10 protein-coding genes are annotated in these 16,057 nt (G+C 73.2%); 8 read left to right on the forward strand and 2 right to left on the reverse strand.

Annotated features, from left to right (window positions below; genetic code table 11):
* Positions 1–147 precede the first annotated feature (147 nt).
* Positions 148–1,038 carry a hypothetical protein gene (locus WMF31_RS16240; protein ID WP_436602813.1) on the reverse strand — a complete coding sequence of 297 codons (891 nt, stop codon included), beginning with the start codon at positions 1,036–1,038 and terminating at the stop codon, positions 148–150.
* A 404-nt stretch (positions 1,039–1,442) separates the two neighbouring features.
* On the opposite strand from WMF31_RS16240, the gene WMF31_RS16245 reads away from it, so the two are divergent.
* The 8 genes from WMF31_RS16245 to WMF31_RS16280 all read left to right on the forward strand — a co-directional run bounded on the left by WMF31_RS16245 (position 1,443) and on the right by WMF31_RS16280 (position 14,335).
* Positions 1,443–1,967: a universal stress protein gene (locus WMF31_RS16245; protein WP_436602814.1), complete on the forward strand. Its 525-nt coding sequence runs from the start codon at positions 1,443–1,445 to the stop codon at positions 1,965–1,967.
* A 331-nt stretch (positions 1,968–2,298) separates the two neighbouring features.
* Positions 2,299–4,194, forward strand: coding sequence for a sigma 54-interacting transcriptional regulator (locus WMF31_RS16250; protein ID WP_436602815.1), 1,896 nt, complete (start codon positions 2,299–2,301; stop codon positions 4,192–4,194).
* A 263-nt stretch (positions 4,195–4,457) separates the two neighbouring features.
* Positions 4,458–5,708: an NAD(P)/FAD-dependent oxidoreductase gene (locus WMF31_RS16255; protein WP_436602816.1), complete on the forward strand. Its 1,251-nt coding sequence runs from the start codon at positions 4,458–4,460 to the stop codon at positions 5,706–5,708.
* Positions 5,705–6,349: a ThuA domain-containing protein gene (locus tag WMF31_RS16260; protein ID WP_436602817.1), complete on the forward strand. Its 645-nt coding sequence runs from the start codon at positions 5,705–5,707 to the stop codon at positions 6,347–6,349. Before WMF31_RS16255 ends, WMF31_RS16260 begins: the two co-directional genes overlap by 4 nt.
* A 482-nt stretch (positions 6,350–6,831) precedes the next feature.
* The gene (locus tag WMF31_RS16265) at positions 6,832–11,082 is read left to right on the forward strand and encodes a TOMM system kinase/cyclase fusion protein (RefSeq protein WP_436602818.1); all 4,251 of its coding nucleotides are present in this window, start codon (positions 6,832–6,834) and stop codon (positions 11,080–11,082) included.
* A 147-nt stretch (positions 11,083–11,229) separates the two neighbouring features.
* Positions 11,230–11,703, forward strand: a complete 474-nt coding sequence (locus WMF31_RS16270; protein WP_436602819.1) for a BMA_0021/BMA_0022 family TOMM bacteriocin — start codon at positions 11,230–11,232, stop codon at positions 11,701–11,703.
* 627 nt (positions 11,704–12,330) lie between these two features.
* The gene (locus tag WMF31_RS16275) at positions 12,331–13,317 is read left to right on the forward strand and encodes a hypothetical protein (protein ID WP_436602820.1); all 987 of its coding nucleotides are present in this window, start codon (positions 12,331–12,333) and stop codon (positions 13,315–13,317) included.
* 130 nt (positions 13,318–13,447) lie between these two features.
* Positions 13,448–14,335 (forward strand): putative glycoside hydrolase, encoded by an 888-nt coding sequence (locus WMF31_RS16280; RefSeq protein WP_436602821.1) that lies wholly within the window; start codon positions 13,448–13,450, stop codon positions 14,333–14,335.
* 85 nt (positions 14,336–14,420) lie between these two features.
* Here WMF31_RS16280 and WMF31_RS16285 read toward each other — a convergent pair whose 3' ends face one another.
* Complete coding sequence (locus tag WMF31_RS16285; protein ID WP_436602822.1) at positions 14,421–16,052, reverse strand: hypothetical protein; 1,632 nt, start codon at positions 16,050–16,052, stop codon at positions 14,421–14,423.
* Positions 16,053–16,057: the final 5 nt, after the last annotated feature.

Raw genomic sequence — 16,057 nt, forward strand, 5'->3', positions numbered from 1 at the left:
GCGGCGCGCCGGAGGCGCCGCCCAGACGGGGAACGCCGCGCCGGGGTTCGATCGACCGGGACACGCGGTGGGGGCGGTGAGGGCGGTGACCGGGCGCGCGGCTGGTGAAGCGGGCGGGCGCGCGCCGGCGATCCGCGCGGCGCGGCGTCAGCAGTGCTCGGCGATGATCGCCCAGCAGGCGTCGGCGAACTCGCGGTACGTCGCGCGGTCGAGCCTCGCCTGGGTCACGGGCATCACGTCCTGGTGCTCCGCGAGCATCGGGCGCAGCGCGCCCTCGATGTCCGCGCTCGTCTCGATCCAGAGGAACTCCTCGATGCCGTCGATGATCTGGCCGCGCAGGAGCTTCGGCACCTCGCTCAGCCGGACCCTCTTCGGGCTGCGCCGCACGATGGACGACGCGATCTGCTCGGCGTGCGCGGGCCACCGCTTGAGGGCCCGGTGGAACGTCGAGCCGACGAGCCGCAGGATCTGCTGCGCGAGCTTCGCCACCCGCGGGCGCTGCACGCGCTCCTCGTTCTCCGCCACCCTCGCCAGGTACTCGTCGGTCATGAGCCTGCGCACGTCGCTCGTCAGGATCTGCTGCGACTCCGGCGTCATCCGCAGATCGGCGATGTGCGCGAGGAAGATGTCCCGCAGCATGCTGAGGCGCGCCATCACCGAGCCGGTCGGCGTCGTGTCGAGGATCTCGGCGAGCGGATCGATGAGGCGGCGCCCGAACGTGGTCAGGATGTGATCGAGGATCCGCTTCTGGTGCTGCTCGTGCCCGAGGACGGACAGCGCCCGCGCGATCTGCGCCTTCCCCGGCGTGTCGACGAGGATCTCGAGGGGCTGATGGTCTTGCTTGCCCTCGTACATCCGCAGCGACGCGAGCATCTCGCGGAACGCGTCCGCCGTGGCCACCCCCTCGCCCGGCTCCCCGTAGACCCGGATGACGAGCCCCGAGTCGGGGCCGGCGTCGAACAGGCGCTGGAGCTCTTCCCGGATGTCCTCGTCCGTGACGAGCGGCCCCGGGGGGAGCGACCTCTTGACGGAATTCATCACTTCCAGCGTACGGCAAAGTGCGATTTACCTGAACCTCTGCGCCCCGGAAAGCGACGGGCCGTGAGCTCCAGGGATCCAGGGGGTGATGGAGTGATGTGGCGACGAAGGGCGCCTCTGTCCCACTGGGCGCGCGCCGGGGCCCTTTTCTGTCCGAATGTGTGAGAGCGTGCGGGCGCCGCGCCCGCGGTGGGGGAGCACGCAGCGTTTGCGCTCGCCCGCAGGACACGCGTGCTCGTCCGCCGCGCGGGCGCGCGGATCCGCGGCCAGCGCGGTGGCATCCGCCATGCAGTGGCACCCGTCAGGCAGAGGCATGTTGAGGCATGTTGAAGCAAATCGAGACATGTTGAGGCATGTTGAGACATGTCGAGGCGGGAGCGGCCCGCAACGATGGGAGCAGGGCAATGGACAACGTCGCGAAGATGATCCTGGTACCGGTTGATCTCGGCGAGGGCTCGGCCTCGGCCGTGCAGCTCGCGCTGGAGCTCGCTGCCCCGCTCGGGGCGGAGGTCGTGCTGATGCACGTCTACACGCTGCCTCGCTACAGCTATGCGGGGGTGAACATCGTGCTTCCGCCGGAGAGCATCGAGGAGATCTCCGCCACCGCGCAGCGGGCGCTCGACGCGTATGCGAAGACGCACGGCGGGCTGCGCTGCCTGCTGCGCGAGGGCGATCCGGCCGAGCAGATCGTCCGCGCGATCGAGGGCGTCCGGCCGTACATGGTGGTGATGGGGACGCACGGGCGCCGCGGCATCTCGCGCATGCTGCTCGGGAGCGTGGCGGAGACGGTCATTCGAACGAGCCCTGTCCCCGTGGTGGCGGTGACGCAGCGAGCCGGCGCCGCGCGCGCGAGCGCAGGGGGCGCGGGAGAGATCGAGGAGCGCCCCCCCGCGGCCGGCGTGAAGGAGCTCGAGCACGCCTTCCCCTGAGCCAGGGTCCGATCTCCTGAGCCAGAGTCCGAGCCGCGTCGGCGTCAGATGAAGGCGGCGGGCTGCCCCCGAGAGGAGCGAGCAGCCTGAGTCGTCGACGCGCCCGGAAGACTCGCCCCCTCCGTCAGGCCATCTCGCGCGCTCGGGCGCGCGCGCTCGCCTCGCTCCGGCGCCGGCGACCGGCGCGGCTCTGCCGTGCTCCCCTCCGCCGCGCCTCGCCGACAGCGGGCCGCGCGGCCAGGGTCAGGCGCGGAGTCGCCGGAGCATACCGCCCTGTGCAGGCGTTGGATCGCGGCTCCGCCGTGTGGCATGGTCGTCCGGGGGACGTGACGTGGAATTACCTCGTGACGGCGGCACCAGCACGACAACCGTGCTCCTGCCAGGCAGCTTCATCGACGCGATCCGGCGTGTTCGACCCGCCGAGCAATGCATCTCGCTGCTCATCTATCACCGCGACGGCTCGGAGCGCGTCGTCCTGCGCCCGAACACACCTGTCGTGATCGGCCGCGCGCCGCCGTCCCAGGTGCGGATCCAGGACACCAGCCTGTCGCGTGAGCACGCCCGCTTCACGGCGTCCGGCGGCGTGATCACGGTCGAGGATCTGCAGTCGACCAACGGCACCTGGGTCGGCGGCGCCCGGGTCGAGCGCGCGGAGATCCGGTCCGGCGACTCGGTGATGCTCGGCAGCGTGCTGGTCTCGGTCCGCGTGCTCACGCCCGAGGAGAGCGCCTCGGACGTCCTCCTCACCCACGAGCGGTTTCGCGTGATCCTCGAAGAGGAGGTGAGGCGAGCGCACTACTTCGGCCGGAGCTTCGCCGTCCTGATGGTCCGCCCCGCGCGCGGCGCCGGCGCGCACGTGAGCCGCTTCGTCGCGCGCGTCCGGGCGCTGCTCCGGCCCGTCGACCGCGTCGCGCTGTACAGCCCGGATACCCTGGCGATCCTGCTCACCGAGGCGCGCCCGGACGTGGCCACCGCGCTCGCGCGCGCGATCACCGCGCCGTCAGGCGACGAGGAGATCCCGATGCTCGCGGGCGTCGCGACCTTCCCCGACACGGCGAGCGATCCGGAGAAGCTGCTGGAGCTGAGCTGGAGCGCCGCCCGCGGCGCGACGCTCGACAACGCGGTGCGGTCGGCGCCCGCCGGGACCTGGACGCTGGGCGAGGACGCAGGGCTCCCCGAGAAGGGGGGCGAGCCGGTCGCGGTCAGCCCGGAGATGCGCCACATCCTGCAGATGGTCGCGCGGGTCTCGCGCTCGCCGATCCCGGTGCTCCTCCTGGGCGAGACGGGCACGGGCAAGGAGGTCCTGGCGCGGGCGATCCACGAGCGGGGCGCCCGGCAGGGGCGGCCGATGGTGTGCGTCAACTGCGGGGCGATCCCCCAGCAGCTCGTCGAGAGCACGCTGTTCGGCCACGAGCGGGGCTCGTTCACCGGCGCGAGCCAGCAGCAGCGGGGCGTCTTCGAGGTGGCGGACGGGGGGACGGTCTTCCTCGACGAGGTGGCGGAGCTGCCGCTCCCGGCGCAGGCCGCGCTGCTGCGCGTGCTGGAGACGAGGCGCATCACGCGCGTGGGATCGAGCCGGGAGATCGAGGTCGACGTGCGCATCATCGCGGCGACCCACCGCGACGTCGAGGCGCTGTGCGCGTCCGGCGGCTTCCGCCTCGACCTGCTCTACCGGCTGAACGCGATGACGCTGACGATCCCGCCGCTCCGGGCGCGCCCCGAGGAGATCGAGCCGCTCGCGCTCCGCTTCCTGCACCAGGCGAACAGGGCGAACGGCCGGTCCATCCGCGGCATCGAGCCGGGGGCGCTCGAGCTGCTCCGGGCCTATGCGTGGCCGGGCAACGCCCGCGAGCTGCGCAACGCGATCGAGCGCGCCGTCGTCATCGCCGAGGGCGAGTGGATCGTCGAGCAGGACCTGCCCGAGCGGGTCCGCGCCGGGCGCCCGCTCCAGGTCGCGGCGGCGCAGCGGACCGAGCCGGACGACGAGCCGACGCCCGCCGCCCCGGAGGCCGCGGCCCCGGACGCCGCGGCGCAGGACGGGACGGACGATCTCAAGATGCGCCTGCAGCGGTACGAGTCCCAGATCCTCGTCGAGGCGCTCCGCGCGGCCGGGTGGAATCAGCGGGAGGCGGCGCGCGCCCTCAACATCCCGCTCCGGACCCTGGTGCACAAGCTGAAGGTGCTCGGGATCAAGAAGCTTGGCTACGCCCCGACCGCGCCACGCTAGCAGCGGGCGATCTGCGCCGTGTGGATCAGGCAGGCTGTGCTGCACGGGCCGTCGCGGCGGACGCCACGGGCGACGGCGCTGCGGTCAGGCGCGTGGTTGGGCAAAGGGTTGCGCGAGAGCGCAAGCGCGCCTCGGCTCGCGCCGGAGCGCCGCCGCGAATACGGCCGCTCGACGCAGGGCGCGACCACGGCACGAAGCCTGCTGGGCTGCCGATCGGGAGAGAGACCGGCGGTGCGTGCGCCGGTGATCGAAAGAGGCATTCCATGGTTCGCGATTACGACGTGATCGTGGTGGGGGCAGGGATCGCCGGGCTGATGACGGCCGCGCGCCTCGCCATGTCGGGAAAACGGGTCGCCGTGTTCGAGCGCGGCCTCATCGGGGCGCGGTCGACGGCTGGCAACCATGGCACGATCCACTCGGGGGCCCTCCATGCGAGAGATCACGCCGAGATCGTGCCCGCCTGCGCCGAGGCGGTCGAGCTGTTCGCCGCGGCCTTCCCGGGCGCGCTCGTCGCGCGCGGCGCGTATTACTTCGGCCGCGCAGCGTGCCTCGCGCAGCACGCCGCGGGGTGGGAGCGGCTCGGCTGCCGCTTCCGCTGGGCCTCGGGCGAGGAGCTGGAGGGCCTGTTCCGCCGCGACCGGAGCCGCGATCTGCGGTTCGCGCTGGTCGACGATCTCGCGATGTCGTCGCGCCGTGTCGTCACGGAGCTGCTCTGCCTCTGCTGGCACCTCGGGGTCGATGTCCACCCGCGCGCCGCGGTGAACGACGTCCTGGTGGAGCGCGGCGAGGCCGTCGGCGTCGCGCTGTCCGGGCGCGGCGAGGTGACCGCAGGCGAGGTCGTCCTCTGCGCGGGGCTCGGCCTCCGCGAGCTCGCGGAGCGGCGCTCGCTCAGGCTGCTCGACAGCCTGAGGCCGCGGTTCGACATGGTGGCGGCGTTCAAGGCGAGCGGCCTCGAGCGATCCATCGTCTCCCTGGAGCACGGCGGCCCCGTGATCGCCCCGACCGCCGGCGGCGCCCTCCTCGCCTCGGTCCACGGCGGCGCCCAGCCGCTCGGCCTCCCCCATCACCGCGGGTCGGTGCCCGTCGTCAAGATGTTCGAGCTCGTCGAGCGCATGAGGTTCTATTTCCGGGACGGGCTCATCGGCTATCACACCGGCCAGGCGACCATGTGCAGCAGGATGGAGCTCGATCGCGGCGGCGCCGACGCGTGGGGGATCGAGCCCCGGAGCGCGATCGTCGACCATGGCCGCGAGGACGGCATCGCGCGCCTGTGGACGCTCGTCCCCGGCAAGCTGTCGCTCGGCTTCCACGCGAGCCGCGATCTCGCGAGCCGCGTCCTCGACGTCCCCCTGGGCCTCCCGCTCCCGCGGGCGCCGCTGGACCGCATGATCGAGGCCGACGCGATCGTCGAGCCCTCGCCGTTCGGCGCCGGCGCCTGGGGCGCCCCCGCCGCGGCGGCCCGCGGGAGCGCGCCGGCGCCGTCGAGGGCGCAGCGCGCGAGCGAGCCCGCATGAGCCGCAGCGACCTGGGGCGTTGCCTCATCCACTGGGGAGGGTGGGAGGTCCACCACCCCGAGCGCTGGAAGAACATCCTGTCCGAATGGCTGACCGCCTGGGGGTTCACCGTCGACGCGAGCGACGATCTCGATGTCTTCAGCCAGCCTTCGCGCCTCTCGCGGTACCAGCTCATCGTCCCTGTCTGGACGCTCGGCGAGCTGACCGCCGCGCAGGAGCGCGGGCTCGCCGAGGCCGTCGCCGCCGGCGTCGGGATCGGCGGCTTCCACGGCATGTGCTGGGCGTTCTGCGGGAGCTCGGTCTACAAGCGGGTGACGGGTGGGCAGCTCGTCGCGCTCCAGGGCGACGAGAACATGACGTATCATGTCGAGATCCGCGACCCCGCTCACCCCATCACGCGTGGGCTACCCAGCTTCACGATGTACCGGACCGAGCGATATTACATGCACGTTGACGCGAGGGCCCACGTGCTGGCCACGACGGCCTTCGAGGACGGCGGGGTGAGCCCCGTGGCCTGGACTCACCACTTCGGACGGGGACGCGTGTTCTACGTCTCCGTCGGACACCGCCCGAGCGACTTCGCGGTGTCCGAGGCGTTCACGCTCCTCGGGCGCGGGATGCGGTGGGCCGGGCGGATCTAGCGCCGCGGCGTGATCGCGATCTCCGCCCTCGCCATCGAGCGCGCCGCCATCGTCGTGCGGCCGCGGCGCGCTCGCGCGTCGCGCGTCGGAGGTTCCATGACATCGGGAAGGCATCGAGAACCTTGATCTTTTCTCCCGCCTTCGCGCCTTGGTGCCGGGATCGGGCGCCGCCCGCGGCCTCTTTGCGGGGCTGCTCGCGGCCGCGCGCTCGCCTCGTCATGGGCGCCGCGGCGCACGGCGCCCGCTCGATCGGCGCCTGTCCCGGCGCTCCGGTCGTGTGGACACCGGACGACGACGGCCACATCGGCACTATATGAGCTCTCGATGGGGAGGGAATTCGGCCGCGCGCGCGTCAGCTCCTTCGCGCTGGCCGGGGCGCATCGCGGGCGGCGAGGCGGCCGGGCGCGAGCAGGGCGGCGCTGCGAGGCGGGGTCGTCCGCTCGAGCCGGCCGGCGGCCGTCGCGCCGACCAGAGGAGGTTCGATGAGCATCAACGCCGTCGCTCCGGGGGCCGTGTTCCAGGGCCGCTACGAGGTCCTCTCCGTGCTGCGCCAGGGCGGCTTCGCCGTGGTCTACAAGGGGCGGCAGCTCGCGACCGGGCAGCCCGTGGCCATCAAGGTCCTGCACCAGGTCCGCGGCTGCAGCCCCGCCGACGCCGCGCGGTACGACGCGCGCTTCCGTCGAGAGATGGGGTTCTGCGCGCGGCTCCATCACCCCAACATCGTCCGGCTCCTCGACTCGGGACAGACGGACGAAGGGCAGCTCTATGCCGTCTTCGAGTTCGTTCCCGGGAAGAACCTGGCCGAGCTCCTGAGCGACGAGGGCGTCCTCGATCCGCAGGAGACCCGGTACCTGATGCTCCAGGTGCTCGACGCGCTGAGCTGCGCGCACGCCCAGGGCGTGGTGCACCGGGATCTCAAGCCCGCGAACGTCATGGTCGTCCCCACCGGGGCCCGGCGGAACGCGCTGGTGCTCGATTTCGGCATCGGCGCGGTCGTGGCGGGCGCGCACGAGGGGCACGAGGTGAAGCTCACCGCCAGCAACGAGCTCCTGTGCACGCCGGCGTACGCGGCGCCCGAGCAGCTCCGCGGGCTCCCCCTGACGGCGCGCTCGGATCTCTATTCCTGGGGGCTCGTGTTCATCGAGTGCCTCACCGGCAAGCCCGCCGTCAGCGGCCGATCGCTGGAGGAGGTGTTCCTCAGCCAGGTGAGCCCCGAGCCCATCCCGGTCCCGAGGGCGCTGTTCGGGCACCCGCTCGGCGCGATCCTGCGGCGGTCGACGGCCAAGGACGTCGCGGCGCGCGTCGTGACGGCGGACGGGCTCCTGCGCGACCTCGAGGCCTGCGACGTCTCCGGGCTCAGCCGCGCCGACCTCGCGGAGCCCGGCGTGCCGCTCGGCCGCGAGCGAGCGGACGTGGGCTCCGGGGGCGGGCTGGCGCCGGGCCCGCGGACCTTCGGCGCCACGCCGCAGGCGGAGCTCGATCGGCCGCAGGTGGGCGCGAGCTTCCGGGTCGGCACGACGGAGGCGGCGCCTTCGCCCTCGTCCGGCGTGCTCCCGTCCCCGGCGGCCGTCCGTGTCCCGGAGCCCGGGGCCCAGGTCGACGCGGAGGCCGCGGGCCTGGTCGAGGGGGAGCGGCGGCCGCTCACCGCCGTGTGCTGCGCCCTCTCGGCCGGCGGTCCAGGGCTCGCGGCGATCGACGTCGAGGAGCTCGACGAGCTCTTCAGCGAGGCGCAGGAGATCTGCGCCGAGATCGCGCGCCGCCACGGCGGGACCTTCGCCGGAGCGCTCGGGGATCAGCTGCTGCTCCACTTCGGCTACCCGGCGGCGCAGGAGGACGACGCCCGGCACGCCGCCCGCGCGGCGCTGGAGATCGCCGCCGCGATCCGCGCGCGGAGCGCCCGGCTGAAGGCGGAGCGGGGCGCCACCCTCGAGGTCCGCGTCGGCGTCCACACCGGGATCGTGGTCGCCCGCGAGGGGCAGAGGTTCGTCCAGCACCTCGGGAGCACGCCGCAGCTCGCCGCGCGGCTCTGCGCGCTCGCGCCCGCCGGCGTCGTCGCCGCGAGCGGGGACACCTACCGCATCCTCCGCAGCCAGTTCGCGTGCGACGAGACGGGGGTGCAGGTGCCTCGCCACGGGGCCTCCCGGCCGGTCCGGGTCTATCACGTGCGCGAGGAGCTCCCGCCCATGGCCGCGGACCGCGGCGGCCCCGAGCACGATACGGCGCCGCTGTTCGGCCGCGATCAGGAGGTCGATCTGCTGCTCCAGCGGTGGGGGCAGTCGCGGCAGGGGACCGGGCAGATCGTCCTCGTGACGGGGGGGGCCGGCGTCGGCAAGTCCCGCCTCGCCCTGGAGCTCATCCGGAGGCTGCGCCGCGAGGCGCACACCTGCCTGGAGTGCCACTGCCTCGGCGATCTGCGTCACTCGGCGCTCCACCCGATCATCGACATGCTCGATCGGCTCCTGGAGCCCCACCGCGGCGACGCGCCCGGGAGCAGGCTCGACAGGCTCGAGGCGCTCCTCGCCCGCCGCGGCTTCCCGCTCTCGTCGGCGGTGCCGCTGCTCGCGGCGCTGCTCTCCGTCCCGCTCGAGGGGCGCTACGCGCTGCCGTCGGCCTCGCCGCAGCGGCAGAAGGAGATGACGCTGAACCTCCTGCTCTCGCTGCTCTTCGAGATGGCGGAGGACCAGCCGGTCCTGTTCCTGGTCGAGGACGCGCAGTGGGCCGATCCGACGACGCTCGAGTGGCTCTGCTCGCTCGTGGCCGAGGTGCCCTCGGCCAGGATGATGGCGCTGTTCACCGCGCGGCCGGAGTTCTCCCCGCCGTGGCCGACGTCGGGCATGCTGCAGATCCAGCTCGGCCGCCTGGACCGCTCGTACATCGAGCAGATCGCCGCGCAGATCACCGGCGGCCGGGCGCTGCCCGAGCCGGTGCTGACGCAGGTGGTCGACCGCACCGACGGCGTGCCGCTCTTCGTCGAGGAGCTGATCCGGATGGTCCTCGACTCGGGGGCCCTGCACGAGGAGGAGGGCCGCTACGTGCTGTCGGGGTCGCTCTCGGAGCTCGCCATCCCCACCACGCTGCGGGGCCTGCTCATGGCCCGCCTCGATCACCTCGGCAGGGCCAAGACGACGGCCCAGCTCGCGGCGGCGCTGGGGCGGGAGTTCCGCCACGACGTGCTCTGCGCGGTGAGCACGCTCGACGAGGCCGCGCTGCAGAAGGACGTGGAGCGGCTGATCTCCGCGGATCTCATCCACCGGAAGCGCCGCGCCATGAACCCGACATACATGTTCAAGCACGCGCTCATCCGGGACGCGGCCTACGAGGCGCTGCCGCGGCGCACGCGGCAGCGGGTGCACGCGCGCATCGCCAGGACCCTCGAGGAGCGCTTCGCGGAGATCGTCGAGACCCGCCCGGATCTGCTCGCGCGCCACCACGCGGCGGCCGAGCAGAAGCGGCTGGCGATCCCCTACGCGGAGCGCGCGGCCGAGCTCGCGCTGAAGCGCCCCGCCAGCAGCACCGACGACATCGAGGTCGTCGAGCACATCACCCACGCGCTGGGCTGGCTCGCGTCCATCGAGGACGCCCGGGAGCGCGCGATCACCGAGATGCGCCTCAACAACCTGCTCATCCTGGCGCTGCTCGACCGCCGGGGGTACATGGCCCCGGAGCTCACGGCGGCGGTCCAGCGCTGCGAGGAGCTGAGCGAGCAGCTCGGGGACTGCCCGCTGACCTCGGCGACGCTGTGGGCGATGGTCATGTACCACAACGTGCGGAATCACCGCCGTGAGGCGCGCGCCCTGGCGGGGCGGCTCGTCGGGGTGGCCGAGCGGTCGCAGGACGTCGGCCAGCTCGTCTGGTCGCTGCCGCTGCTCGGGGAGTGTCTTTACACCGAGGGCAGGTTCACGGAGGCCCGGAAGGCCCACGAGCGGTGCCTCGCGCTCTATGATCCCGCGCGGCACCGGGAGCACGCCTTCGCGTACGGCCTGGACTCGAGGGTCTATGCCCAGACGAGCCTGTCGATGGTGCTCTGCTTGATGGGGTATCCGGACCAGGCGTTCGCGCTGGGGCATACGGCCGTGGCGTGGGCGCGTGAGCTGGATCATCCGCATAGCCTCGCGAGGGCGCTCATGTGCCTGTCCGGCATCTATCACTACTGCCGGAGGCGAGAGATGGTCGCGGAGGTGGCGAACGCGCTGATCGATGTGGCGGAGCGTTACCGGCTCTGGCTCAAGCATTTCTGCTGGGCCATGCGCCGCTGGGCGGAGGGAGACGTCGAGGAGCTGTCGCGTCAGATCGACGTGATCCGAGATTCGGGCGATCTCTCCTGGATGACCTACTGGCCGTCGCTCGTGGCGGAGCTCGAGGCCGAGCGAGGGGACCACGAGGCGGCGATCGCGCGGCTCGACGGCTGCCTGAAGCTCGCGGAGGAGACGGGCGAGAGGTACTATGTCCCGGAGCTCTACCGTCTCAAGGCGCTCTCCATCCTGGCGCGCGATCCTCGCGCGGCGCCCGAGACCGAGGCGTGCCTCCGCCGGGCGATCGCGCTCACGCGCGAGCAAGGCGCGCGGCTGCTCGAGCTGCGCTCGACGCTCGCGCTCTGCCGCCTCCTGCTCGATCAGGACCGGCGCCCGGAGGGCCGCCTGCTGCTCCACGAGATCGGCTCCTGGCCCGCCGAGCACGCCGAGATCCCCGAGATCGACGAGGCGCGGGCGCTGCTCCGCGAGATCGCCGCGTAGGCCGCCTCGCTCCCGCGGCGCCATGGACCGCTGGAGGGGCCCTGACCGGGCATAGGGGGGAGACTTACGTTGTCCTCGTGAAGGAAGGCGGACACCCGGAGGTGCGAGCACGGTCGACCCGACGCGCGCGCCAGATGGAGAGAGACCATGTCGAACAGTCAATCCACGAATTCTCAGACTCAGGCGTTCGATCTCGGCGGCGACCGCGCGTCAGGAATCTCGCCCGGCGAGCAAGCGTCTCCGCGCGAGCGAGGCATCAGCGCGAGCGCGCTGGAGCAGCTCAGGCTCGCCTGGCTGCGCGCCGTCGCGCTCGCGTGGGCCGAGCCGGCGAAGCTCGATCTGCTCAAGCGCGATCCCGCTCGCTTCCTCGAGATCCACTGTGGCTACGAGCTGCCCGAGGGGCTCGATCTCGTCGTCCGTGAAGAGCAGGCGGGCCCGTCGTCTCCGGAGGACGCTCCGCGGAGCCCTGGCGTGCGCGACATGGACGGGGGCGCGCGGCAGGCTCAGCTCACGATGCGCGTGCCGCCCCCTCCGAAGCTGGAGGATCAGGCCATCGCGATGGCCGATCTCGCGCGCGGCGACATCGGCCACGTGCTCGTCTCCGGCTGTATCCCCTGCTGACCCGGCCTGTCCGAGCGCGCGCGCGCGGGCCGTGTGAGCCCCGTGGAGCGCATCGCCCGCCCGCGGCGGGGCACGCTGGCGACGCGCGCGTCGTCCCCCACGCATCGGGCGCCCAAACTAGGCCACCACCTTCCGCCTCCCGGGCGGCCCGGCGTCCGCCGGGAACGTCCACCTCCGCGGCGAAGCGTCCTGCGACGACAGGGTATCGAGGGGGCGCTCCGCTCCGCCGAGGGGGCGCTGGAGATCGTGGACTGACGCCGACCGCCCCGGGGCGGCGCGGGGCGGGAGCGGAGGGCGGCGCCTCGGTCGCCGATCGGATCGAGGGATGCTGCGATGTGGTGGTCACGGTCACCGCGAACGGCACGCACAGCGCACATGCCTTCTCGGCGGCCTCTGCTTTGCACCCGCCGTCGCCGATTCGTGATGTTGCTTGGCGATCATTGCGTTGACGTCGAAAGCGAGCGGTCAGCGAGCGCGCGCCTGAAGGACGTGTGACATGGCACGCCCGGCCCCGCAGGACGCGGCCCGGGCACCGGAGGACGCCCTCCAGGCGCCTGCGCGCGCAGAGGACATCGCGTGGGATCGCCGGTCGACCTCACAAGGCCCCGATCTGGAGGTGTCATTGCCATGCATGTCGAACGATCGATCCTGTTGCTCCTGGTCGCCCTCGTCCCGATGACGCCTCGCGCGGCGATGGCCGCCGAGCTCACCTGCATATCCCGCGCGACCCTCGAGGAGCTCGTGGCGTGCGCACGTGACCATATGCCCCCCAGAGACTCAGGGATCTACGTCGCCCCGAGCTCGGTGCAGATGAGCGACTGGCGGAGCGTCGTTGGCGCCATGATGCGCGGTCAGTGCGAGTTCGCGCTCCCGTTCAGCCTGCGGCAGTCCATGCGGCTCCGGCGCGTTCGCGACGCCGACAGCGGCCGCAGGTACTGCGTGCTCATGGAGGTCCTCGACGGCAACAACGATGGGATCGTCGATCGCGGTTTCGGCACCTTCATCGTGGACCCGGTCGCGAGGCGGGAGCTCAGCCACCACGCGGCGCACCCGATCGCGGACATCTCGACGGAGATGCAGGCGGTCACCATCTTCAAGGAGACGCGCTCCCGCACCCTCCTCGTGGCGGGCTCCCATCGCGACGCGAGCCTCGTCGACAGCACCTGCCAGCGCTCCTTCAAGGCGTCGGACGTCGCCCACGACGTGACCAACATGTTCCACGCGACCTACTTCGCGCTCTCGATCCACTATGGAGCGAGGCCGTGGTGGGCCATCCAGTGGCATGGCATGGCGGCGGACACCTGCGAGGCCGTGGACGTCCACCTCTCGCACGGCGTGGACGTCGTCCCCGTGGAAGGCGACAAGATCGTGGCGCTCAGGGACAACCTGCTCGACCGTGAGCCCGACTGGCGGATCGGCGTCCCCGGAAGCGGCGTGTGCTCGTTGAACGCGACGACCAACGTCCAGGGCAGGCTCCTCAACGGCGTTCCGGCGAACCGGGTCTGCGGCACCCCCGCGGCGACGTACACCGGACGCTTCGTGAGCATCGAGCAGGATCCCGGCTTTCGCGATCCGGATCTCTGGATCTCCGCGGTGATCGAGACCTGGCCCTGAGCCCGCGTCCCGAGGGCGGCCGCGGAGCGAGCCTGGGAATCGCGACGAGGCGCGCGTTTGCCCGCGTCGCGCGCCCGGCTACAACGTGGGTGGCGGGGGCGTGCGCTCGCCCCCGCGGGGGGAGAGCGGCATGCCCAGCGTCGTCAAGGCGGTTTACGTGAACTTCGCGGCGGCGCGGAGCGCGGACCGGATGAACCGGCTCGCGACCCTGGTCCGGCGGGCGGAGCTGAACTCCCTGGTCATCGACATCCGGTCGGACGGCGGCGCGCTCCTCCACGCGCGCGACGCGGACACCCTCGCCCAGCTCAGGGCCCTCCGCGACGCCGGCATCTACCTCATCGCCCGCCTCGTCGCGTTCAAGGGCGGCCCCCGGGGCTGGTACGATCCCGGCTCGGAGGCGCGATGGCGGGAGATCGCGGAGATCTCGCTCCGGGCGTTCGACCTCGGCTTCGACGAGGTGAACTACGACTACGTGCGCTACGGCGCGGCGCGCGAGCCGCGGTCGCGGACGCCGATCCGCGAGCGGACGCCGACCGTCCGCGCCTTCTTCGATTTCCTCCGCGCCGAGGTCGGCGACGCGGCGTCCCGCCCGATCTCGGCGGACGTCTTCGGGATCACGCTCCTCGGGCCGCTGGACGCCATCGGCCAGCGGCTCGAGGACGCGGCGGAGCGCTTCGACTACGTGATGCCAATGCCGTACCCGTCGCACTGGGAGCCCGGCAGCTTCGGGTTCGCGAACCCCGCGCATCACCCGTACGAGACCGTCCACGCGGCGCTGTCGGCCGGCCTCCGCAGGCTGGCGGAGCTCCCGGGGAGGGTCGCGCGGCTGCGGAGCTGGATCCAGGCGTTCGATCTCGACAGCTCGCGGCCGATGCGCCGTTACCGGTACACGCCGTGGCACGTCCAGGAGCAGATCCGCGCCTGCGACGACGCCGGCTGCGCCGGGTGGGCCGCGTGGAACCCGCGCAGCCGGTACGAGGAGGACGCGCTCCGCGTCGACTCGCCGGAGACGGCGTGACTCACGCCGGGCCCTGTGCGCGCGGAGTCGATCGTGCCATGAGACTCCAGGTCACCGGTGGTGAGGTGTCGTCGAGAGACACGCGCTATCGGCACACCAGGCGCAGCAGGACCTCGCTGAGCGGCGCCGCCGCCCGCACGAGGATCCCGTCGCGCAGCGCCCGCAGCCCGCGGATCGACGCCCCGGGCAGCGCGAGCTCGCCTCGCCGCGCCCTCGCTCCGTCGGCGGACAGCTCCCACCAGACGCTCGCGTCGCCCGGGCCGCGCCCGAGCTCGACCGCGTGCACGCCGCGCGCCCCCGCCGCGATGGCGACGAGCTCCCCCTCGAAGCGGAACGAGAGCCGCCGTGCGCGCCGACCCCTGGGGAGCGCGTGGAGCACGCGCTCCCCGGGGCGAGCCGCCCAGACGTGCTCCAGGCCGAGCGCCTCGGGCGCTCGTACGCCGAGGTGCGCGTACGCTTCCCAGGCCTCCACGTCGTTGCGGGTCGGCCGCGCCACGAGCCACGCCGGCGGCGCGCCCTCGCCAGGCTCCACGAGCAGCGGGGCATCGCCGAGGTGGTCGAGGCAACGGTCCACGATCTCCTCGCGAAAATCCGCGGCGCGCCGCGCCTCGCGGGCCAGCGCGCGGCGGAGAAACCCCGGCCCGGGCGCGTCGCGCACCTCGCCGGTGCGCAGATCCAGGCGCTTCGTGCGGTTGAAGAAGACGCCGCCCGCGTGCACCGCGATGGGCGCCGTGGTCTGCACGAAGCACCCCTCTGCCTGACCAGCCCTCCCGGCGTCGAGGCTGAACCAGCGCAGCGTCCGGCCGTCGAGCGCGCACGCGTGCACCCCGTCCGCGTGCAGCGCCGAGAACCGCGCGCGCCGCGACTCGGCGATGCGCAGCGCCCCCGGCGGCGGCTCCGCGCGGCGCCCCGACCGGGCCAGCTCGAGCCGGGCGATCGCGCCCGGATCGCCGCCCCGGCGCGTCTCCTCGAGCAGCGAGCCCCAGAGCGCCGGCGACAGGCGGGCGCGCAGCGCCTCGGCCTCCTCCCAGGAGCGCAGGTAGGCGCCCACGAAGCGCGCCGCCCCCCGCAGGAGCGCTCCCTGCGGCGCGCCGCCCTCGAGGACCGAGAGGACCACGTCCGCGGGCATCGCGTCCACGAGCGACCCGGAGGCGGCGGTGCACGGCGGCATGTCGGCCCAGGGCCCGTCCCCCGCGCCGTGCCACTCGAGCAGCCGCCGGGGCTCCCCGAGCGCAGCGCCCGCCGCGCCGAGCCTGGCCGTGAGGCCCTCCGGCTCCCGGCACGAACGCTCCGTGAGGAGCTCGTCCCGGAAGGCCGCGGGGGCGGCGTCGAGCCACCGCTTGCGCAGCGAGGCCTGGCCCACCGGGCAGGCGAAGAGGCCGGAGGCCCCCGCGACGCGCGCGCCGAGCCACGCGACGAGCCGCTGGTCGTCCTCGACGAAGACGCGCAGCGTGAAGCCCGCGGCGCCGATGGATCCGTCGCGGTGCACGGCCAGCGCGGCCACCGGCCTGCGATCGCGGGACAGCGCGATCTCCGCGACGACCGCGCTCGGGCAGCGCGTGGTGAGGCGAGGGGAGACGGGCGTGAGCGCGGCCTCCAGGGCGGCGATCTCGCCCCGATCGAGCTCCACCGTCGCGCCTGCCGCGGTGAGCCGGCCGCGCGTCGCGTCGCCCAGCGCTCGGCGCAAGTAGGCCTCGAAGCCGTGATGCGGCGTCACGTCGC

This window comes from Sorangium sp. So ce1036, from assembly GCF_051369805.1.
In the GTDB taxonomy this organism is placed as follows: Bacteria; Myxococcota_A; Polyangia; order Polyangiales; family Polyangiaceae; genus Sorangium; species Sorangium cellulosum_F.